At 71.0% G+C, this 19,420-nt stretch carries 16 protein-coding genes; 7 read left to right on the forward strand and 9 right to left on the reverse strand.

Annotation, left to right across the window (positions count from 1 at the left end; translation table 11 throughout):
• Nucleotides 1-6 precede the first annotated feature (6 nt).
• On the forward strand, nt 7-918 hold the full coding sequence (locus ACIN94_RS05955; RefSeq protein ID WP_400700258.1) for a threonine/serine dehydratase: 912 nt from the start codon (nt 7-9) through the stop codon (nt 916-918).
• Between the two features lie 40 nt (nt 919-958).
• Here ACIN94_RS05955 and panB read toward each other — a convergent pair whose 3' ends face one another.
• Nucleotides 959-1,804, reverse strand: a complete 846-nt coding sequence (gene panB / locus ACIN94_RS05960; protein ID WP_400700260.1) for a 3-methyl-2-oxobutanoate hydroxymethyltransferase — start codon at nt 1,802-1,804, stop codon at nt 959-961.
• A 162-nt stretch (nt 1,805-1,966) separates the two neighbouring features.
• Between panB and ACIN94_RS05965 the strand changes: the two genes are divergently transcribed.
• The 3 genes from ACIN94_RS05965 to ACIN94_RS05975 all read left to right on the forward strand — a co-directional run bounded on the left by ACIN94_RS05965 (nt 1,967) and on the right by ACIN94_RS05975 (nt 5,450).
• A complete protein-coding gene (locus tag ACIN94_RS05965) occupies nt 1,967-3,160 on the forward strand; it encodes an MFS transporter (RefSeq protein ID WP_400700262.1) in 1,194 nt (397 codons plus the stop codon).
• Nucleotides 3,161-3,265: 105 nt separating this feature from the next.
• Nucleotides 3,266-4,828 (forward strand): MFS transporter, encoded by a 1,563-nt coding sequence (locus ACIN94_RS05970; RefSeq protein ID WP_400700264.1) that lies wholly within the window; start codon nt 3,266-3,268, stop codon nt 4,826-4,828.
• A gap of 7 nt (nt 4,829-4,835) precedes the next feature.
• Complete coding sequence (locus ACIN94_RS05975) at nt 4,836-5,450, forward strand: TetR/AcrR family transcriptional regulator (protein WP_400700266.1); 615 nt, start codon at nt 4,836-4,838, stop codon at nt 5,448-5,450.
• A gap of 55 nt (nt 5,451-5,505) precedes the next feature.
• Here the strand turns inward: ACIN94_RS05975 and ACIN94_RS05980 are convergent, their stop codons facing one another.
• The 7 genes from ACIN94_RS05980 to ACIN94_RS06010 all read right to left on the reverse strand — a co-directional run bounded on the left by ACIN94_RS05980 (nt 5,506) and on the right by ACIN94_RS06010 (nt 15,207).
• On the reverse strand, nt 5,506-7,290 hold the full coding sequence (locus tag ACIN94_RS05980; protein ID WP_400700268.1) for an NAD+ synthase: 1,785 nt from the start codon (nt 7,288-7,290) through the stop codon (nt 5,506-5,508).
• A gap of 138 nt (nt 7,291-7,428) precedes the next feature.
• Nucleotides 7,429-9,495 carry a histidine kinase gene (locus tag ACIN94_RS05985; protein WP_400700270.1) on the reverse strand — a complete coding sequence of 689 codons (2,067 nt, stop codon included), beginning with the start codon at nt 9,493-9,495 and terminating at the stop codon, nt 7,429-7,431.
• A gap of 2 nt (nt 9,496-9,497) precedes the next feature.
• Nucleotides 9,498-10,979, reverse strand: coding sequence for a BTAD domain-containing putative transcriptional regulator (locus tag ACIN94_RS05990; RefSeq protein ID WP_400700272.1), 1,482 nt, complete (start codon nt 10,977-10,979; stop codon nt 9,498-9,500).
• Nucleotides 10,980-11,160: 181 nt separating this feature from the next.
• Nucleotides 11,161-12,237 (reverse strand): terpene synthase family protein, encoded by a 1,077-nt coding sequence (locus tag ACIN94_RS05995; protein WP_400700274.1) that lies wholly within the window; start codon nt 12,235-12,237, stop codon nt 11,161-11,163.
• A 90-nt stretch (nt 12,238-12,327) separates the two neighbouring features.
• Nucleotides 12,328-13,392 carry an RNA-guided endonuclease IscB gene (gene iscB / locus ACIN94_RS06000; RefSeq protein WP_400700276.1) on the reverse strand — a complete coding sequence of 355 codons (1,065 nt, stop codon included), beginning with the start codon at nt 13,390-13,392 and terminating at the stop codon, nt 12,328-12,330.
• A gap of 347 nt (nt 13,393-13,739) precedes the next feature.
• Nucleotides 13,740-14,285 (reverse strand): EF-hand domain-containing protein, encoded by a 546-nt coding sequence (locus ACIN94_RS06005; protein ID WP_400700278.1) that lies wholly within the window; start codon nt 14,283-14,285, stop codon nt 13,740-13,742.
• Between the two features lie 34 nt (nt 14,286-14,319).
• Entirely contained in the window at nt 14,320-15,207 is an 888-nt protein-coding gene (locus ACIN94_RS06010) for a terpene synthase family protein (protein WP_400700280.1), read from the reverse strand.
• Nucleotides 15,208-15,433: 226 nt separating this feature from the next.
• Between ACIN94_RS06010 and glnA the strand changes: the two genes are divergently transcribed.
• Both glnA and ACIN94_RS06020 read left to right on the forward strand, forming a co-directional pair.
• A complete protein-coding gene (glnA, locus tag ACIN94_RS06015) occupies nt 15,434-16,795 on the forward strand; it encodes a type I glutamate--ammonia ligase (RefSeq protein ID WP_400700282.1) in 1,362 nt (453 codons plus the stop codon).
• Between the two features lie 184 nt (nt 16,796-16,979).
• A complete protein-coding gene (locus tag ACIN94_RS06020; RefSeq protein ID WP_400700284.1) occupies nt 16,980-17,705 on the forward strand; it encodes a hypothetical protein in 726 nt (241 codons plus the stop codon).
• A 68-nt stretch (nt 17,706-17,773) separates the two neighbouring features.
• On the opposite strand, the gene ACIN94_RS06025 is transcribed toward ACIN94_RS06020, so the two are convergent.
• Entirely contained in the window at nt 17,774-18,637 is an 864-nt protein-coding gene (locus ACIN94_RS06025; RefSeq protein ID WP_400700286.1) for an alpha/beta hydrolase, read from the reverse strand.
• A gap of 50 nt (nt 18,638-18,687) precedes the next feature.
• Here ACIN94_RS06025 and ACIN94_RS06030 point away from each other — a divergent pair, with 50 nt between their 5' ends.
• Nucleotides 18,688-19,389, forward strand: a complete 702-nt coding sequence (locus tag ACIN94_RS06030; protein WP_400700288.1) for a type 1 glutamine amidotransferase — start codon at nt 18,688-18,690, stop codon at nt 19,387-19,389.
• Nucleotides 19,390-19,420: the final 31 nt, after the last annotated feature.

A 19,420-nucleotide genomic window follows, 5' to 3' on the forward strand; every position in this document is an offset into this window, starting at 1 on the left:
GCGGGCGTGCGCGTGTCGGTTGAGGATGTGCGGGAGGCCGCCGAACGGATCGCCGGGTACGCCCGCCGGACCCCGGTGCTGGAGGTGTCGCCTGGGCTGGTGCTGAAGCTGGAGGGGACGCAGCACTCCGGGTCGTTCAAGGTCCGGGGTGGCTTCAACCGCGCCCTGGCCGTGGCGGAACTGCCCGAGGCGGGGGTGATCGCGGCGAGCGGCGGCAACCACGGCCTGGCGGTGGCGTACGTGGCGCGGGTGCTCGGCGTCAGGGCCGAGATCTTCGTGCCGGAGGTGTCCAGCCCCGTCAAGGTCGCGGGGCTGCGGGCGCTGGGCGCGCACGTGACCCAGACCGGGGCCATCTACGCCGAGGCGTACGAGGCGTCGGCCAAACGGGCGGCCGAGAGCGGCGCCCTGGAGATCCACGCCTATGACCAGGCCGAGGTGGTCGCCGGGCAGGGCACGGTCGGGCTGGAGGTGCTGGAGCAGACCGGGGGAGTGGACACGGTCCTGGTCGCGGTCGGCGGCGGCGGCCTCGTCGCCGGGATCACCGCCGCCGTCGACGGCAGGGCGCACGTGGTCGCCGTCGAGCCCGAGCTCATCCCGACCCTGAATCGGGCGCTGGAGGCCGGAGGTCCGGTGCGGGTGGAGGTCGGGGGCGTGGGAGCCGACGCCCTGGGCGCCAGCCGGGTCGGTGCGATCGCCTACGAGGTCACCGCCGCAGCGGGAGTCCAGAGCGTCCTCGTCTCCGACGAGGCCATCGTCGAGGCCCGGCGGGAGATGTGGCGGTCCTACCGGATCGCCGCCGAGCACGCGGGAGCCACGGCCTTCGCGGCCCTCCGCTCGGGCGCCTACACCCCGGCCCCAGGAGAGCGGGTGGCCGTGGTCGTGTGCGGCGCCAACACCGACCCGGTGACCCTGGTCTGAGCGGTCCCGGGGCGGTGGCAGGCCGTGCGGCGGCAGTGCGTCAGTGGTAGCTGTGCTCGGGGGCGGGGAAGACTCCGCCGGTCACCTCGTCGGCGAAGGCGCGGATGGCCCTGTCCATCTCCCCGGCCAGGTCGGAGTACTTCTTGACGAACTTGGCGGGGCGGGCGGTCAGGCCCATGAGGTCCTGCCAGACCAGGACCTGGGCGTCGGTGGCGGGACCGGCGCCGATGCCGATGGTGGGGATCGACAGGGAGGAGGTGACCCGCTCGGCGAGGTCGGAGGGGACGCACTCCAGGACCACGGAGAAGGCCCCGGCGTACTCCAGATCCTTGGCGTCGGACATCAGCTCGTCCCCGGACTGGCCGCGGCCCTGCACCCGGTAGCCGCCGAGGGCGTTGACCGACTGGGGGGTCAGGCCGAGGTGGGCCATGACGGGGATGCCGGCCGAGACCAGGGCCTCGACCTGGGGGAGCACGCGCCGGCCACCCTCCAGCTTGACCGCGTGGGCGCCGGCCTCCTTCATGAAGCGGACGGCCGTCTCCAGCGCCTGCTGCGGTGAGGACTGGTAGGAGCCGAACGGCAGGTCGGCGACCACCAGCGCGCGCGACGAGCCGCGTACCACGGCGGCCGTCAGCGGCATGAGGTCGTCCACCGAGACCGGCAGCGTCGAGTCGTAGCCGTACACGACCATGGCGGCCGAGTCGCCGACGAGCAGCACCGGGATGCCGGCTCCGTCGAAGACCCGGGCGGTCATCGCGTCATACGCGGTGACCATCGGCCACTTCTCGCCGCGCTCCTTGGCTGCGGCGATGTCGCGGACCGTGATCCTTCGTCCAGCCTGGCCGCCGTAGAGAGCAGTCGGACGGCCGGTGACGGAAGAGGACATGAGTACCCTCCAGAAGAGTCTCGAGGCGCCCCAGCGGCGTCCCCGGACGTTTCCGATGATTGCATGCGTACGGCTCGTTAAACACCCCCGGCCCCGGTGGTAATCCAGTGGCGGAACTGTCAGGGCCGTACGACACAATGCATGCGGAGGTAAGCAATCACAATGGCTATAGAACCTTACCGTCGCCTGCTCACCCTTCCGGGAGTGCGGACGTTGCTGCTGGTGGGCCTGCTCGCCCGGATCCCGGCCACGGCGACGGGTATCACGCTGACGCTGCACATCCGCAGCCTCGGTCTGGGCTGGCTGGCGGCGGGGGTGGTCGGCACCGCCACCACGGTGGGGATGGCGGTCGGGGCGCCGCTGGCGGGCCGGTTCGTCGACAGGCACGGCCTCCGCCCGGTGCTGCTGGTGACCACCGTCGCACAGCTTGCCTTCTGGTCCTCCGCCTGGGCGCTGCCGTACCCCGTGCTGCTGGTCGCCTCGGTGACGGCCGGACTGCTGGGCCTGCCGGTGTTCAGCGTGATCAGGCAGTGCCTGACCGCTCTGGTCCCGGTGGAACAGCGCAGGATCGGTTTCTCCCTCGACTCGATAATGGTCGAGCTGTCCTACATGACCGGCCCCGCCCTCGGCGTCCTCGGGATCACCCTGCTCGGCAGCGCGTGGACGATGTCCATCGTCGCGGCCGGTCTCACCTGTTCCGGCGCGGCGCTCATCCTGCTGAACCCGCCGACCCGCTCGGCCGAGGAGATGGAGGCGCCGGCGGAGAAACTCCGGAGACGGCAGTGGCTGACCCCGGGTCTCCTCACGCTGCTCGGCACCGCCTCCGCGGCCACCTTCGTGCTGACCGCGACCGAGCTCTCGCTGGTGGCGACGATGGAACACAGCGGCGACACGGCGTGGACCGGTCTGGCCATCGGTCTGTGGTGCTCCTACTCGCTGATCGGCGGCTTCGTGTACGGCGGGCTGCCCAGAGGTTTCTCCCCCCTGATCCTGATCGGCGTGATGAGCCTGCTCACCATCCCGGTGGGGCTGGTGGGCGGTGACTGGCGGTGGGTGATCGTGGCGCTCATCCCGGCGGGGGTGCTGTGCGCTCCCGGGCTGTCGTCCACGGTGGAGACCCTCAGCCGCTGGGTTCCGGCGGGAGCCCGGGGCGAGGCGATGGGCCTGCACGGCACGGCGCTGCTCATCGGCGGTGCCTCCTCCGCGCCGATCGCCGGAGCGGTCATCGACGGTGCCGGTCCCGGCTGGGCCTTCGCCCTCGCGGGGCTGGTCGGTGTGCTGATGGTGCTGGTCGCGCTGCCGTTCTGGCGGCGGATCCCGGCACCGGCCGAGCAGCCCGTGCCGGTCGCCGCCTGACTCCCGGGTGAACGTCGTGTTAATACGAAACGAAACAGTTGCGTATCGAAACCATGGGAACTACGGTAGGGCTTCGAAACTTTGACGTATCGAAAACGGGGTTCCATGGAACAGCAGCTGGGCCATCCGAGACGGTGGCAGATCCTGGGAGTGCTGGTCTTCAGCCTCCTGGCGGTCGTACTCGACAATACGATCCTCAACGTCGCACTCAAGACGATCGCCGACCCCGTGGAGGGCCTGGGCGCGACCCAGAGCCAGATGGAATGGGCGATCAACTCCTACACCCTCGTCTTCGCCGGGCTGCTGTTCACCTTCGGCGTCATCGGAGACCGGACCGGGCGCAAGCGCATGCTGTTGGTCGGCATGGTGCTCTTCGGCCTCGCCTCGCTGGCCAGCGCCTACTCCCAGGATCCCGGGCAGCTGATCGTGGCCCGGGCGTTCATGGGGATCGGCGGCGCCGCGATCATGCCGGCCACACTCGCGATCATCTCCAACGTCTTCCCGCCCCAGGAGCGCGGCAAGGCGATCGGCGTCTGGGCCGGCGGCGTCGGCATCGCCGTGGCGATCGGCCCGATCACCGGCGGTCTGCTCATCGAGCACTTCTGGTGGGGCTCGGTCTTCCTGATCAACCTGCCGATCGTGCTGGTCAGCATGGTGCTCATCACCCTGGTCGTGCCCGAGTCGCGTGACCCCAAGCCGTCCAAGCTCGACCCGGTCGGCGTGCTCCTGTCCATCGTGGGCCTGGTCGCCATCACCTACGGCATCATCCGCGGCGGGGAACTGGCCACCGTCGCCAGCGCCGAGGTGCTGGTCCCGACGCTGTTCGGCGTGGCCGTACTGGCAGCCTTCGTCTGGTACGAGCGCCGTATCGACCACCCGGCCTTCGACGTCACCTACTTCCGCGACGCCCGCTTCTCCACCGCGGTCGGCATGGTCGGCATCGTGTTCTTCGCGATGATGGGGGCGATGTTCTTCCTGGTCTTCTACCTGCAGATCGTGCTGGGCTTCAGCCCGATGCAGGCGGGCGCGCTGATGATCCCGTTCGCCGCCGCGCAGATCATCTTCGCCCCGCTCAGCCAGCAGATGGCCAAGCGCTTCGGCGGCAGGCTGACCGCCACCGTGAGCATGGTCATCGTGGCCGCCGCGCTGGGCAGCTACGCGCTGATGGACCAGAACACCCCGGTCCTGGTGATCGAGATCGTCTTCTTCGTCCAGGGCGCGGCGATGGCCAACATCATGCCGCCCGCGACCACCGCCATCATGGAGTCGTTGCCCCGTGAGAAGGCCGGCGTCGGCTCGGCCATGAGCAACACCGTCCGCCAGCTCGCGGGCGCGCTCGGCGTGGCCCTGCTGGGCTCGCTGCTCTCGGCGACCTACCGCGACGAGATCGCCCCCGCGCTGACCGGCCTGCCCGACCAGCTCAGGCACATCGCGGGCGAGTCCCTGACCGGCACGCTCGGGGTGGCCCAGGGGCTCGGCGCGCCCGGCGCGGTGCTGATCGAGCCCGCCAAGCGGGCCTTCATCGACGGCATGCACGTCACAGCCCTGGTCTCGGCCGTGATCGCCCTGCTCGGAGCCCTGGTGGCACTGAAGTGGCTGCCGGGGAAGAACGCCACGGTTCCCCCTGCCCCGCAGATGGATCACGACAGGGAACCGGCAGTAGTGTAGACACGCTATGACCACGACGGATGAGACGCGGCCAGCCCGCCCGGCGGGCCGTCCCCGCAGCGCCAGGGCAGAGAAGGCGATCATTGACGCCACTCTCGACCTGATAGGCGAGGGCATGAGCCTCGCCGAGCTGTCGATCGAGGCGATCGCCGCGCGAGCGGGGGTGGGCAAGACCACGATCTACCGGCGCTGGTCCAACAAGGAGGACCTGTTCGTCGACGCGCTGGCCACGCTCAAATCGCCCCTTCCGCAGGTGAGGGGCAGGTCGGTCCGCGAGGATCTGATCGCCTGCCTTGAGGCCGTCCGCCGTGACGCGTGCGACGCGCGCAGCCGGTGCGTGATGAGCATCGTGATGAACGACGCCGAGCGGCACCCGCGCCTCGCGGAGCGGGTCCGCCAGGCCTCGATCGAGCCGCGCAGGGCGGCGATGGCAGCCCTGCTGCGGCGGGGAATCGCGACAGGTGAGCTCCGTGCCGACCTCGACGTGCCCATCGCGATGTCGACGCTGGTCGGCACCATGATGTGGTACGCGCGGAGTATGGGATCCGGCGAGGACGCCGAGTTCCCGGACGGCATCGCCGAGCGGATCGTCGACGAGCTCCTCACCGGCCTCGCCCCGTAAGCCGCGTCCGGGGCGGGCCGTCAGGAGGGCCTGGTGTTTGGAAACGCTCCGAACCTCAGACGGTCGTCTCGCGCCAGCGGTTGGTGATGGGGAGGCGGCGGTCGCGGCCGAAGTTCTTGGGGGTGATCTTGGGACCCGGGGGATACTGGCGGCGCTTGTACTCGGCGAGGTCGACCAGGCGGATGATGCGGGCGACCAGAGCCGGGTCGTGGCCGGTGGCGATCAGCTCGGCGGAGCCCATGTCCTTCTCGACGTAGTCGTCCAGCAGACGGTCCAGCACGTCGTACTCCGGCAGGGAGTCGGTGTCGCGCTGGTCGGGACGGAGCTCGGCGCTGGGTTCCTTCTCGATGGAGTTCTCCGGGATCGGCGGCACGGTGAAGCCGTGCAGGAACTCGCTCGAGGTGCCCGCCTGCTCGTTGCGCCAGCGTGACAGTTTCCACACCTGGGTCTTGAGCACGTCCTTGATGGGCGCGAAGCCGCCCGCGGAGTCGCCGTAGAGGGTGGAGTAGCCGACGGCCAGCTCGCTCTTGTTGCCGGTGGTGAGCACCAGGTGCCCGTGCTGGTTGGACAGGCCCATCAGGATCATGCCGCGCACCCGGGCCTGGAGGTTCTCCGCGGCCAGGCCGGACAGCTCGATCTCCTTCTCGAAGCCGTCCACGATGTCGGCGATCGGCACGACCTGGGCGTTGATCCCCTGCCGGCTCACCAGTTCCCAGGCGTCCTCCAGCGAGTGCTCCGAGGAGTAACGCGAGGGCATCATGACCCCGTGCACCCGGTCGGGGCCGATCGCGTCGGCGGCGATCGTCGCGGTCAGCGCCGAGTCGATCCCGCCGGACAGGCCCAGGATGACCGACCCGAAGCCGTTCTTGGCCACGTAGTCGCGGACCGCGAGGACCAGCGCCGAGTAGACCTCGGCGCTGTCGTCGAGATGCGGGGCGGCCGAGGGGGGCTCCGGCGTGTACGGCTCGACGGGGAAGGCGGACAGCTCGATCCGCTCCACCGTGATGACGGTCCCGTCCCCGGCGTCCACCTGGAAGGTGCCGAGACCGCCGAACCTGGCCTCGGGCAGCTCCAGGTCGGTGACCAGCAGTTGCTCGGTGAACTGCGCGGCCCGCGCGACCAGCTCGCCGGAGGCGGAGACGATGATCGAGTCGCCGTCGAAGACCAGCTCGTCCTGGCCGCCCACCTGGTTGGCGTAGGCGAGGGCGCAGCCCGCCTCCCGCGCCCGGCGGGAGACGAGCGCGAGCCGTACGTCGTCCTTCTCCCTCTCGTACGGCGAGGCGTTCGGCACCACCAGCAGTCCGGCTCCCGCCTCGGCCACCGCCGCGACCGGCCCGCCCTCCTGCCACAGGTCCTCGCAGACCGCGATCGCCACGTCGACCCCGTGCAGCCGGAAGATCGGCAGCCGGTCTCCCCGCACGAAGTAGCGGTATTCGTCGAAGACGCCGTAGTTCGGCAGGTGGTGCTTGGCGGTCTTGGTGACCACTCGGCCCCGGTGGAGCAGCGCGACGGCGTCGAGCGGGGAGCCCTTGGGCTGTCCTACGCGCGGTGCCAGATCCGCCCGATCCACGTAGCCCACGACCACCGGGATCTCGCTGAGTCCCTCGTCGGCCAGCCGCCGGGCGAGGGCCCCGACCGAGGCGATGGAGGCCTCCACGAATGAACTGCGCAGCACCAGGTCCTCGACCGGATACCCGGTCAGGAACATCTCGGTGAACACCACCAGGTGCGCGCCGCGGTCGGCGGCGCGCCGGGTCCACTCGACGAGCTTGTCGGCATTGGCCGCCAGGTCGCCGACCACGGGATCGGTCTGGGCCAGGGCGATACGGAGTTGAGCCACGTGCTCCACCTTATTCCCGCCGACGTAGAGCGCCGCTCCTTGGTGATCGAAGCCCGGGACCGAGGCCCCGGTCCCACCGGTGGAGAACCCTGCTCCTTCGGACCGGCGGAGAGTAGAGACCTGAGAGACCGAAAAGGGTTACATTTGGCCGGCTGGAATCGGCAGGACGGCCTCTACCAGCGTGCCGCCGCCGGGGGCCTTGCCGATCACGCACGTCCCGCCGAGCTCGGCGGCGCGCTCGCGCATCGACAGCAGGCCGACGCCGGAGCGTGGCCCCGAGGGCAGTCCGTTCCCGTCGTCCTGGACGCGGACCACCAGCGAATCGCCGCGCCGCAGCGAGACCACCGCGGAGCGGGCCCGCGCGTGCTTGCGGATGTTGGTGAGCCCCTCCTGCGCGATCCGGTAGGCGGCGACCTCGGTGGCCGCGGGCAGGTCGGACAGGTCACCCTCGGTCTCCACGGCCACCTGCGGCTCGCCCTCGACGGCCAGTGCCCTTACGGCTCCGGCCAGGCCGAGCTCGTCCAGGGTCGGAGGGCGCAGGCCGTACACCAGCTCCTTGATCTCCTGGCCGACGGCGTCCATGCCGCTGCGCAGTTCGGTCAGGAGCCGGTCGGCGGAGGCGGGCGCGCTCCGCAGGCTGACCCTGGCCATGTTGATCGACATCGCCATGTCGGTCAGCGCGTGGCCGAGTCCGTCGTGCAGGTCCCGCCGGAGACGGCGGCGTTCCTCCTCGCGGGCGGTGAGGATGCGTTCGCGGGAGTGCTGCAGGTCGGCGGTCATCCGTACGGCGTGCGCCACGTCCGCCACGTACGGTGTGACCGCGGTGATCAGCCGGTCGTTGTAGGCCGCGGCGAACCTGCGGGGACCGGGGGAGCCGAGCAGCAGCCTCCCGCACGGTTCTCCGTGCCAGACCAGCGGAACCGTGCGCGGGGCCGGCCCCAGCAGGCCGACCTCCACCCGCCTGGCCCCCGGACCGTCCACCTCGACCGCGACCCCGGTGACGCTCAGGCCGTCGCGGATCGCGGCGGCCACGGCGGCGAGCGCGTTGGCGGGCTCGGTCTCGCCGACCTCCCGGGCCAGTCGGGCGGCCAGGGCGCGCGGATCGCCGTACGTGCCGTACATGAGCCGGTCCACCCACCGCCGCAGCAGGCGGCGGAGCGGGTGGAAGACGGCCCCGGCGAACAGCGCCGCCGCCAGGCCGCCGATCCTGTCGTACCCGGACACGACCAGCCCGGCGATCGCGCCGACCCCGAAGTAGACCGCGCTGACCGCGGAGATCAGCCCGGCGGCCACGAAGGCGCGGCTGATCACGGTGTCGATGCCGTACAGCCGGTAGCGCAGCACGGAGAAGGCGATGGCGACGGGGATCAGCCCGGTCGCGATCGTGGCCGGCAGCCACCAGCTCTCCCCGGCCAGCAGGAAGACGATGTAGAGGGCGAACGCGCTCATCGGCCAGGCGATCTGGCGGCGTGTGGTGGGGTCGGCCCGGCGGGCGCGCAGGGCCAGGGAGATCAGGGACAGGACCACGAGGATGTTGATCAGGTATGACAGGGCGCCATAGATCGCGGTGTTGTAGGGGCCGAGCGCCTCGACCGCGAGGGGGTTGGGGATGATCCGGGGCAGCGGGTAGCTCTCGACGGGCGGTGTCGGGCGCACGACGAGGCGGACCGCCTCGACCACCATCGCCAGGGCCGCCACGACCACTATCGGCCGCCAGCGCCGGGAGGGCAGCCGCCCGTCGGGGGAGTACAGCGGGAGCATGATCGCCAGCAGAATGCCGCCCATGACCCAGCCGATCCCCCCGACGTAGCGGTAGTAGGCGGCGGCCGTCAGCGCGCCGTTGGCGCCGGAGCGGAGCATCATGACGGAGCCGAAGACGTTGAGCGCGCAGCCGACCCCGCCGACGCACATCAGCCAGGCGGCGGCCGAGCGTGAGCGGTGGGCCAGCAGGAAGGCGCCCACCAGCGGGAAGGTCAGGCCGCCGGCGAGATCGGGGGTGGCGGGCGGGTGGGGAGCCCAGCCGGGCGGCAGGCTCCCGGTGATGACGATCCCGGCCACCGTGAGCGCGAACGCACCGGCGGACAGGGCGACGACCGCCAGGCGCAGCGGGGAGGTCACCAGGTCACGTGCGACGGTCGTGACCGGGCGGAGGGGGATCACCGTGCCGGTGTCTTCCGCTGGGGTGGGCTGCGCCCGCTCGGACATCGCTATCCGCCCATGCCGCCCGGGTTGACCAGCCCCGACTCGTAGGCCGAGACGACGAGCTGGGCCCGGTCGAACAGCCCCAGGTGGTCCAGGAGCTTGGACACCGACTGCGCCACCGCCCGCTCGGGGACCGACAGGGTCGCGGCGATCTGCCGGTTGGTGAGCCCTCGGGCGATCAGTTTCATCAGGTCCAGCTCGGTGTCGTCGAGGCCGGCGAGGCCGAGCGGCGCCGAGGGGTCGGCGCGTCCGGCGAAGGAGGCGATCAGCCGGGTGGTGACGGCCGGGTCGATCAGCGCGTCACCGGCCCGCGCGGCGCGCATCGCGGTGAGGAGCTGCTCGGGAGCCGAGGTCTTGAGCACGAAGCCGCTCACTCCGGCCCGCAGCGCCGCGTAGAGGTTGTCGTCCGTGCCGAACGTGGTCATCATGATCACTTTGGGCGGGGACGGGTCGGCGAGGATCCGCCGCGCGGCGGTGAGGCCGTCCAGCCGGGGCATCTGGATGTCCATCAGCACCAGGTCGGGTGAGGTCTCCCGGACGGCCGCGATCGCCTGCTCGCCGTTCTCGGCCTCGGCCACGAGGTGGAAGCCTGGTTCGCTGTCCAGCACGACCCGCAGGCCGGTGCGGACCAGGGCCTGGTCGTCGGCCACCACGACACGCAACTCCGCCGGCTCCGTCACCCGCGCGACCGTCCGTCCGGCCGTCCGCGTGGAGACCGCCTCCCTGGGGGCCGTGGGCAGGTCCAGGTGGGAGGACTGCGACAGCATGTCGGACTCCAGGCGCTGGAGGGTGGCGCCGAGGTCGAGGCCGAGCTCGTCGCGGAGCACCATCCTGGCCCGCCGGAGCGCGCCCAGCGCGTCGCCCTGCCTGCCGCTGCGGTAGAGCGCCAGCGCGAGCAGCCGCCAGGCCTCCTCCCGCAGGGGATGGGCCGAGGCGTGTGCCTCCAGGTCGGCCACCAGGGCGCCGGACTGGCCGAGCAGCAGTCCCGCGTCGGCGCGGCGCTCGACCGCGATCAGCCGCAGCTCCTCCAGCCGGGCCGCCTCGGTCACCGCCCAGGGCAGGTCGGAGAACTCGGCCAGCGCGGGGCCCCACCACAGGGCGAGGGCGTCGTTCAGGCGCTCCCACACGGCGGCAGGTCCGCCCTCTGCCTTGACCGCGCTCTCGAACGTCCAGCAGTCCACCTGGTCTGGGGTGGCGCGCAGCGCGTATCCCGGTGGGGCGGAGACCAGCACCTCCGCCTCCTCCCTGGGCGCACGGCCGGGTTCCAGGGCGCGCCGCAGCCGCGAGACGTACCCCTGGATGGTCGACAGCGCCTGGGCGGGGGGTTCGCCCGGCCAGAGTTCGTCGATGAGCATGCTTACGGGGACGGCGCGGCCGCCCGCTACGAGGAGCCGGGCCAGCACCGCCATCTGGCGTTGGCCGCCGAGGTCGAGCACCACGTCGCCGTGACGCGCCTGGAACGGTCCTAAGGCACGAAATGTCAGCATTTCAGGGGCAAGCGTAGAGCCACCTGGTCCCATGTCATACGGCAATACCCACCATCGTTCGCAGGCTGTAAGAGATCATCGGTAGTCAGATTTCCACATTCACGTTGAACGGCGGCACGGTCTCCGTGGATCAGGCGGTCGACGCCGCGCCGGAGCACCCGCCGGAGCAGGCACGCGGCGGCTACGCCATTTCGTATCTGCTGGACTCCAGGAGCCACTCCAGCTGCGCCTTGGGGGCGGAGAGAAACGCGCACGCCACCTTGCTGAGATCCCTGGCCTGCGCCGCCCGCAGCCCGAACCGGTCGAACATCTCCGGCAGCCGCATGGCGGCGGTCCGCAGGTCCTCGGCACGCTCGGCGATCCGGTCGTTCACCCACCCGACGGCGTCGGCGTCCGAGAGCCCGAACGCGACGGCGGCGACCGTCACGTAGTTGTGTACATCCCCGTTCGCGCGCTCCTTGGGATACGACGCCACGTCGTTGCACCACGCGGTCACGTCGTTACAGGCGTCCACCAGCGTCTGCCAGGTCGGGCTCTCCCGCAGCGCCGGCGGCACCTCCACTCCCAGGCACGGTTCCACGAGGTCGAACAGATAGGGGCCGGCCGTTCCGCGCCGGAGCGCCGGATACTCCCCGGCCGAGGGCACCCGTCCGTTCCGTCTGTTGTCCGCCTCCGCACGGCAGGCCGCCCCCTGCTCCCGCAGCCCCCGGGCGAACCGCTCCCGCCAATGCGTGCTCATCCGTCCGGCGGTGAGCCGCCAGAGATCCTGGAAGGCCGCCTCGACCGGCGTGCCGCCGGCCGCCCGGACAGGCGGGATGTCCTTCTCCCGGAGGGGTATGACGCCTCTCGCCAGGGGTGGTACGGCGCACGCCAGGCGCCCGAGGCGGGCGAAGGTGGCCTCCACGATCTCGGCCGCGTGTCCGGCCGGCTTCTCGTCCCACTCGTCGTCGAAGTGGAACAGCCACGTCAGCCACTTGGCGAACAGGAGCGCCGAGTCCACACCGAACCCCGCGAAGGCGCGTCCGGCCATCCGCTCGAACCCCGCTCCCTCGGGTGGCTCCAGCCCGGCCTCGCGGGCCCACTCGGCGAGGGCGACCTCGATCCGATCGATGGAGGGATGCATGCGACACGGTGCGGCCATGGCGGGGATCCGGTCGACGAGAGGCAGCAGCAACATCGCGGCCACCGTGGGAGTCCGCTCCCGCAGTGGCCGCGACCCCGTCCTGTCCGCCGTCCTGGTGGCCGTCTCGATGAGCATCACCTGAACCTCCCGAGGATGCCCCGGCCTTCGGGCCGGGGAGGAATCGGGAGCGGGAGGGCCGTCAAGGCCCGAGCGTGCCCTGACCGGTCAGTCATTTCGATCGGCTTCTTTCTGAGTCGTGTAGCCGTAGCCGTCCGCGCGCTGAAGATGACGGACATGCCGGTGGTTGATCCCGGCGACGCGACCGTGCCGGGTGGTGATGTCGAACGAACCGGAGGAGCGGACCAGGACTCGCCCGAGGTGAACCCCGGCCTTCTTGCCTGCCGGGACGTTCGCCCGGACCAGGTCGCCGGTCTGGAAGCCGTGGTGCAGTTTGATCCGTGGCCGGACAAGACGGGGGAACCCGTAGCGGTCGGGGGTGGTGCGGGCGTAGGCGCCGCGCCCGGTCGCCGTGACCACCAGGACCACCGGCGGCCAGACGGTCACGGTCTCCAGTTCACCGACGTGCAACGCGTCCAACGTGTGCGACTTGGCGGCGCCGGTGCGGGAGCGGTTCCACTTCGTACGGCCACCGGACGCGGGGTGAACGGGCAGGCCGGTCGCACCGCAGTACGCGCACGCCCGGCCCCACGTGGCCAGCAGGTATTCGCGCACCTCGTACCCGGCGAGGGTGCCCTGCCGGTATTCCGCCCCTTGGAGCGGCCGGCCCGCCGACAGGCTGTGGGTGTCGAAGGAGACCCGCTCCACGTGCACGGCGGCCACGGGCGCCCAGCGGGTCAGCCGCGCCACCTGCGACAGGGTCGTGTCGACGCGGTGTTGCAGGGACGGCGCGAGCCACCCCTTCGGCTTGGTCCGGTTGGAGAACCGGGGCGCGCGGTAACGCAGGTTCGCGCTACGGCGCCGCCGTCGATACTGCGAGCGGGCGGTGAGCTTGTCTCGTATCGCTGCGCCCCGGTGGTCGAGCTGGATCGCGTACGTTCCCCTCCGGTCTGCGCCGCGCGGGGTGAACACGGCCAGGCCGGTGTGCTTGCTGCCGGGGTCGATGCCGACGTGCACGCCTTCGACGGTCGAGATCGCCGCGTCGCGGTCCTTGAGGCGGATGACGAACGGGGTGTGGCGGTGAACCACGGCCCGGCCGGCTGCCAGCAGGCGGCGGGCACGGGCGGGATGGCAGGGGTCGAGCGGGTGGCCGTGTTTGTCCAGGACGAACACGACGGGGTGAACCTCACGGTTGGCTCCCTCAGACGTCGAAGCGTCCTCGGGGTGACGCCGAGCAGACCGGGTGCCGGTCCGCTCGATCTCCCCTCGCCCAGGTTGAACACCAGGTACCGCCGGGCGGCGGTGTCCGTGAGCCGTTCCGTGCCCACCCTCGGGCGTGTCTGCTCCCACGGATTCCAGAGCGGCAGGCTGAGGAAGCACCTGCCGGTGGGTCTGCGATCTTGTGTTCAACGTAGCCATCAAAATGCACCTCCTTGAGCTGACGGCCAGGGCTGGTCAACGCGGGGCTTCAAAGCGCATTACCGCGCCTCAAGCCCCCTCCTTCAGGAGGGGGTCGTTGACTACAGCGGACCGAACAGCCAGTTGCCGGTCGCGTTCGGGTCGGTGCTCGTGTAGTACTGCCGGACCGCCTCGATCAGCTCGCCGACCGGAATGCTCCCGTCGTGATCCCGGTCAAGCCGGTCGAACGCGGCGTCCACGTCGTCGTGCGCCGTGCCGAAAGCGGTCAGCATGACCCGGAACTCGGCAGGCCCGACGGCCCCGTCCCCGTCGGCGTCACACAGCGCTCCGATCGCCTCCGCCACCGATCGGAGCACCGGGTCGGACCGGTCGCCGTCGCCGAACGCCGAGATCATGCCCGCCTGGAACTCCTGCGGGGAGATCGAGCCGTCGCCGTCGGCGCCGATCTCGGCCGACAGGGTCTGCCAGAGCGACTCGAACCCGTGAACGAGCCTGCTGCCGGTGGGAGAGGTCGGTGATTCGCCGAAACCGATCAGGATCCGTGCCCCGAGCCCGAGCAGGTCGTCGCGTTTGATCTTCCCTTTGCCGTCCACGTCCATCTGCGCGAAGGCGCGCCCCAGTTTGTGATGGAGAAGCTCAGTGCCCATCGTGACCCCCGTGTTACGTCAAGCTCCCCTGCGGTTACCGCAAGTGACGATAGCGGGATGATTCCAGAAGCCACTCCAAGTAAGCCCTGGGAATGGTCAAGAAAGCACAGGCCACTTGGATCACCTCGCGGGAGGCGGCGAGGCCGAGGCCATGCCGTTCCACGACCGTGGGGACCGCGCGGGCGGCGGTCCACAGCTCCTCCATCCGGGCCACCACCCGGTCGATCACCCACTGCTCGGCCGCCTCACCGGACAGGCCCAGCGAGACCGAGGCCGACGCCACGTAGCCGCGCCCGGTGACCAGGTCGTGGCACCAGGCGGCCACGTCGCCGCTCGCCTCGGCGACCGCCCGCCACTGCGTGCTCTCCCGGATCGGGGCGGGCACCTCCACCCCCGTGCAGGGCTCCACCAGGTCGAACAGGTACGGCCCGAAACCGGCCCTGCCCCGTGCCGGATAGTCCTCGACCGGGGGCGTCCCGGTGTCGAGCAGCGCCACGTGCTGGGCGGCCAGCCCGGCCAGGAAGCGCTCACGCCACCCGTCGCTCATCGCGGGCGCGCAGACCCGCCACAGGTCGGCGAAGGCCCGCTCCAGTGGCGGTCCCGGCGGGCCGCCCCCGGCCACGGCGAACACCCCGGTGAACGCCGGCGGCTTCTCGCGGAGGCAGAACGCCCAGGTCAGCCAGCGCGCGAACAGCGTGGCCGTGGCCGTGCCGTACCGGGCGAACGCCCGCCCGGCCAGCAGGTGGACGCCCGCTCCGGGGACGGCGTCCAGGCCGACCTCGCGCGACCAGTCGATGACCGCGGCCTCGATCTGGTACAGCGACGGGTGCACCGGGCACGGGGCCGCCATCGCCGCCAGCCGTTCGCTGAGCGGGATCGGCGGTGTCGCCTCGCCCGATGGTCTTTCACGTTCGGTGCGCATCGTCTCTTCCCCCGAATAGGACGTCGGCCGCTCCGGCGCACACTGTAAGAGGGGATGGGGTGAGGGACGCGGAGGCGCGGCGAGGGACAGGTAACGGGCAGGTGGGAGCGGGCGATGCGGCATCTCGCCGCTCCCCCTCGTAACGTGTGCGAAACACGGAGCGGGCAGACTGGGAGAAGACCAGGCGTGTCGCACCACGTCGGCGTCGGCAGTGAAGGAGATGGCCTTGGACCGTCAGCAGGAGTTCGTTCTCCGCACCCTTGAGGAGCGCGACATCCGGTTCATCCGGCTGTGGTTCACCGACGTGCTCGGATTCCTCAAGTCGGTGGCGATCGCCCCTGCGGAGCTGGAGGGGGCCTTCGCCGAGGGCATCGGCTTCGACGGCTCGGCGATCCAGGGCTTCGCCCGGGTCTACGAGTCGGACATGCTGGCCAAGCCGGACCCGTCGACGTTCCAGATCCTGCCGTGGCGCAGCGAGACGCCGGGCGCGGCCAGGATGTTCTGCGACATCCTCATGCCAGACGGTTCGCCCTCGCACGCCGACCCGCGCTGGGTGCTCAAGCGCACCCTGGCCAAGGCCTCCGACATGGGCTTCAGCTTCTACACCCACCCCGAGGTCGAGTTCTTCCTGCTGAAGGACCGGCCCGGGCGCGGCAGGCGTCCCGAGCCGATCGACGACGGCGGCTACTTCGACCACACCCCGCACAGCTCCGGCCACGACTTCCGGCGCAACGCGATCATGATGCTGGAGTCGATGGGCATCTCGGTCGAATACAGCCATCACGAGGGCGGCCCCGGCCAGCAGGAGATCGACCTGCGCTACGCCGACGCGCTCACCACCGCCGACAACATCATGACCTTCCGCCTGGTCATGAAGGAGGTCGCGCTGGAGCAGGGCATCTGGGCGACCTTCATGCCCAAGCCCTTCACCGAGCACCCCGGCTCCGGAATGCACACCCACATGTCGCTGTTCGAAGGTGACCGCAACGCCTTCTACGAGCCCGGCGCCGACTACCAGCTCTCCAAGGTCGGCCGCTCCTTCATCGCCGGCCTGCTCACGCACGCCGCCGAGATCACCGCGGTCTGCAACCAGTGGATCAACTCCTACAAGCGCCTGTGGGGTGGCGCGGAGGCGATCGCCGGAGCCGGCGGCGAGGCCCCGAGCTACATCTGCTGGGGCCACAACAACCGCTCGGCCCTGGTCCGGGTGCCGATGTACAAGCCGCACAAGAGCGGCTCCACCCGCATCGAGTTCCGCTCGCTCGACTCGGCCTGTAACCCCTACCTGGCCTTCGCGGTGATCCTGGCCGCGGGCCTGAAGGGCATCGAGGAGGGTTACGAGATGCCCCCGGGCGCCGAGGACGACGTCTGGGCGCTGACCTCCGCCGAGCGCCGCGCGCTGGGCATCCAGCCGCTGCCCCAGTCGCTGGACGAGGCCATCGCGGTCATGGAGCGCAGCGAGCTGGTCGCCGAGAGCCTCGGCGAGCACGTCTTCGACTACTTCCTGCGCAACAAGCGCACCGAGTGGAACGAATACCGCCGCCAGGTCACCGAGTTCGAGATCGGCCGGTATCTTCCTGTGCTGTAGAGGGCTCCGCCCCGGGAACGGGGAGCGGGGCCATCGGCCGTTACGACATGCCGTACGCTGCCTGCACCCTGGGTGCATCGACCCCGGGTTCGTTGTACACGCAACGACTCCGGTAAAATCGGTTGGTCCCTTTAGGGTGATTTTTGACGATCAATAGCCATACAAAACGATAGGGGGGTGCGGCATGACGACGGCTGCCGAGCTGCAGACCGTGTTGACCGTTCCGGCGCGTTTCCGCGGGCCCGAGGGCACCGCGAACGGCGGATGGATCGCGGGCACGATCACCGAGGCGTTGCACGGCGCCCGGCACGACTCGGCTGTCGAGGTCACGCTGCACGCCCCCACCCCGCTGGAGACCGAGCTGGCCCTGCGCCACCTCGCCAACACCGCCACCCTCACCGACGGCGACACCCTCCTCGTCGAGGCCATCCCGGTCGCCGAGGATCTCGACGCCCCGGCGTTCGTGCCTTTCAACGAGGCGGCCCTGGCCGAGGGCGGCTTCGCCGGGCTCACCGGCCACGCCTTCCCCGGCTGCTTCTCCTGCGGAATGCGCGACCCCGGTGATGGCCTGCGCATCTTCCCCGGCCCGGTGCCCGGCACCGACCTCCTCGCCGCCGGCTGGCGGGTGCCGATGACCGTCACCGACGAGGACGGGGCCGTCCCTGAGTCGATCATCTGGGCCGCACTCGACTGCGTCACCGGCTGGACCCACTTCAAGCCCGGCGAGTCCGCCCTGCTCGGCCGGATGACCGCGCAGGTCCACCGCCGGGTCTACCCCGGCGGCACCTACTCCGTGGTCGGCCGCGCCACCGGTCGCGAGGGCCGCAAGCTCTTCGGCGAGAGCGCCGTCTACGAGGTGGACGGCACCCTGGTCGCCGCCGCCAAGACCGTCTGGATCGCTCCCGCCTGAACCGTCGGGGCCGCTCCGGGCCGACCCCTTCCCTGAAGGACGCGGCCTGCGTCCTTCAGGGATCCAGGTCAACGGGACAGACGGTCGGCGACCAGCGAGGCGCAGCGGTCCTGCATCAGGATCGTGTAGTGGTTGCAGTCGTCGACCAGCTCGTCCTCCAGCGCGGGCAACCGCTCGGTCCAGACGGTGGCCAGCTCACTGGGGATCATGCCGACCGGCTGGTCGAGCAGCCCGCGCGGGGCCCGCAGCAGCGACAGCGGCGACTTCACCGCGTGTAGCGCGGCCCCGATCGCCTCGCTCTCGGTGAGCAGCCACCGGCCGTCCTGGCGCACCGCGTCCTCCTGTGCCCGCGAGCGCACCGCGCCCTCCGGGCCGGTCGCGTCGTAGCGGACGTACTCCTCCACCTGGTCGCTCCAGTTCCCGGCGAAGGCCGGGTGCGCTTTGAAGAAGTCGACGTAGGCGTCGGTGCTGGGGAAGGTCTGGCTGAGCCGGGCGATGGCCGGGCCGAGCGTGGCGGAGAGGACGGCGTCGGGGTCCAGGCCGGGCGGCAGGGGCAGCGGGAGACCGCCGTCGATCAGCACGACCTTGGCGTAGTCGTGCTCGGCCGCGGCGAGGGCCGCTACGTAGGCGCCCATGGAGTGGCCGGTGAGCACGATCTCGGACTCCGCTCCCACGGACCGGGCGACCAGGCCGACATCCTCGGCGTGCCGCCGCAGGCCGAACGGGCCGGGAATCCCGGCGCTGTGGCCACGGCCCCGCAGGTCCATCGCGACCAGCGACCACTCGGCGGGCAGCCGCTGTGCGACTCCGCTCCAGGCCATGAGCGAGGCGGTGATGCCGTGCACGGCCACGATCAGTCGCGGTCCGGTGCCGAACCGGGCGACGCGCAACCGGCCGCCGGGGACGTCGACGTCGCCGAAAACAGGGCTCACGGGATTCTCCTCAAATCGGGGGGCACGGCTCAACGGTCCATAATTACCCCATGAGAGTCACCGTTGTTGAGCACGAAGCCACCGCCGGTCCGGGTTTCCTCGCCGGCTGGCTGGACACCGCCGGGATCGGGTGCGAGGTGGTCAGGCCCTACCTGGGCGAGGCGGTGCCGGAGCGCGCCGAGGACGGGCTGATCGTGCTCGGAGGCGAGGCGGCGGCCTGGGAGGACGAGCGGTACCCCTGGCTGCCCGCCACCCGTGACCTGATCCGGAGCTCAGTCGAGGGTGGCGTGCCGACCCTGGGGATCTGCCTGGGCGCCCAGCTCATGACGCTCGCCTGCGGCGGCGCCGTCGAACGGGGTGAGCACGGGCTGGAGGTGGGCGCACTGGAGATCGTCCCGCTCCCGGAGGCCGACGCCGACCCGCTGTTCGCCGGGCTCGGCCCCGCCCTGGCCGTCCAGTACCACGGGGACGCGATGACCAGGCTCCCCGAGGGCGCGGTACGGCTGGCCACCGGGGACCCCTACCCCAACCAGGCCTACCGGCTGGGGGAGAGGGCGTGGGCCGTGCAGTTTCACCCCGAGACCACCCCGGAGATCTTCACGGAGTGGATCAGCGGCTCGGCCGACCACCTGACCGGCCTGGGCTACTCGGTCGAGGATCTCGGCACTCAGGTGAAGGAGGCCGAGCAGCGCCTCATCGACACCTGGCGGCCGCTCGCCGAACGGTTCGCCGCCGTCGTCCGATCCGCGTGACCGTGTGATTACGTTGCGGATCCACTGGCGA

The organism is Streptosporangium sp. NPDC087985 (assembly GCF_044741965.1).
GTDB lineage: Bacteria > Actinomycetota > Actinomycetes > Streptosporangiales > Streptosporangiaceae > Streptosporangium.

Coding starts and splice junctions, on each gene's coding strand:
- ACIN94_RS06030 (WP_400700288.1), top strand. CDS start 18,688: ATGAGAGTCACCGTTGTTGAGCACGAAGCCACCGCCGGTCCGGGTTTC.
- ACIN94_RS05965 (WP_400700262.1), top strand. CDS start 1,967: ATGGCTATAGAACCTTACCGTCGCCTGCTCACCCTTCCGGGAGTGCGG.
- ACIN94_RS06020 (WP_400700284.1), top strand. CDS start 16,980: ATGACGACGGCTGCCGAGCTGCAGACCGTGTTGACCGTTCCGGCGCGT.
- ACIN94_RS05985 (WP_400700270.1), bottom strand. CDS start 9,495: ATGTCCGAGCGGGCGCAGCCCACCCCAGCGGAAGACACCGGCACGGTG.
- ACIN94_RS05990 (WP_400700272.1), bottom strand. CDS start 10,979: ATGCTGACATTTCGTGCCTTAGGACCGTTCCAGGCGCGTCACGGCGAC.
- ACIN94_RS06005 (WP_400700278.1), bottom strand. CDS start 14,285: ATGGGCACTGAGCTTCTCCATCACAAACTGGGGCGCGCCTTCGCGCAG.
- panB (WP_400700260.1), bottom strand. CDS start 1,804: ATGTCCTCTTCCGTCACCGGCCGTCCGACTGCTCTCTACGGCGGCCAG.
- ACIN94_RS05970 (WP_400700264.1), top strand. CDS start 3,266: ATGGAACAGCAGCTGGGCCATCCGAGACGGTGGCAGATCCTGGGAGTG.
- ACIN94_RS05975 (WP_400700266.1), top strand. CDS start 4,836: ATGACCACGACGGATGAGACGCGGCCAGCCCGCCCGGCGGGCCGTCCC.
- ACIN94_RS05995 (WP_400700274.1), bottom strand. CDS start 12,237: ATGCTCATCGAGACGGCCACCAGGACGGCGGACAGGACGGGGTCGCGG.
- ACIN94_RS06010 (WP_400700280.1), bottom strand. CDS start 15,207: ATGCGCACCGAACGTGAAAGACCATCGGGCGAGGCGACACCGCCGATC.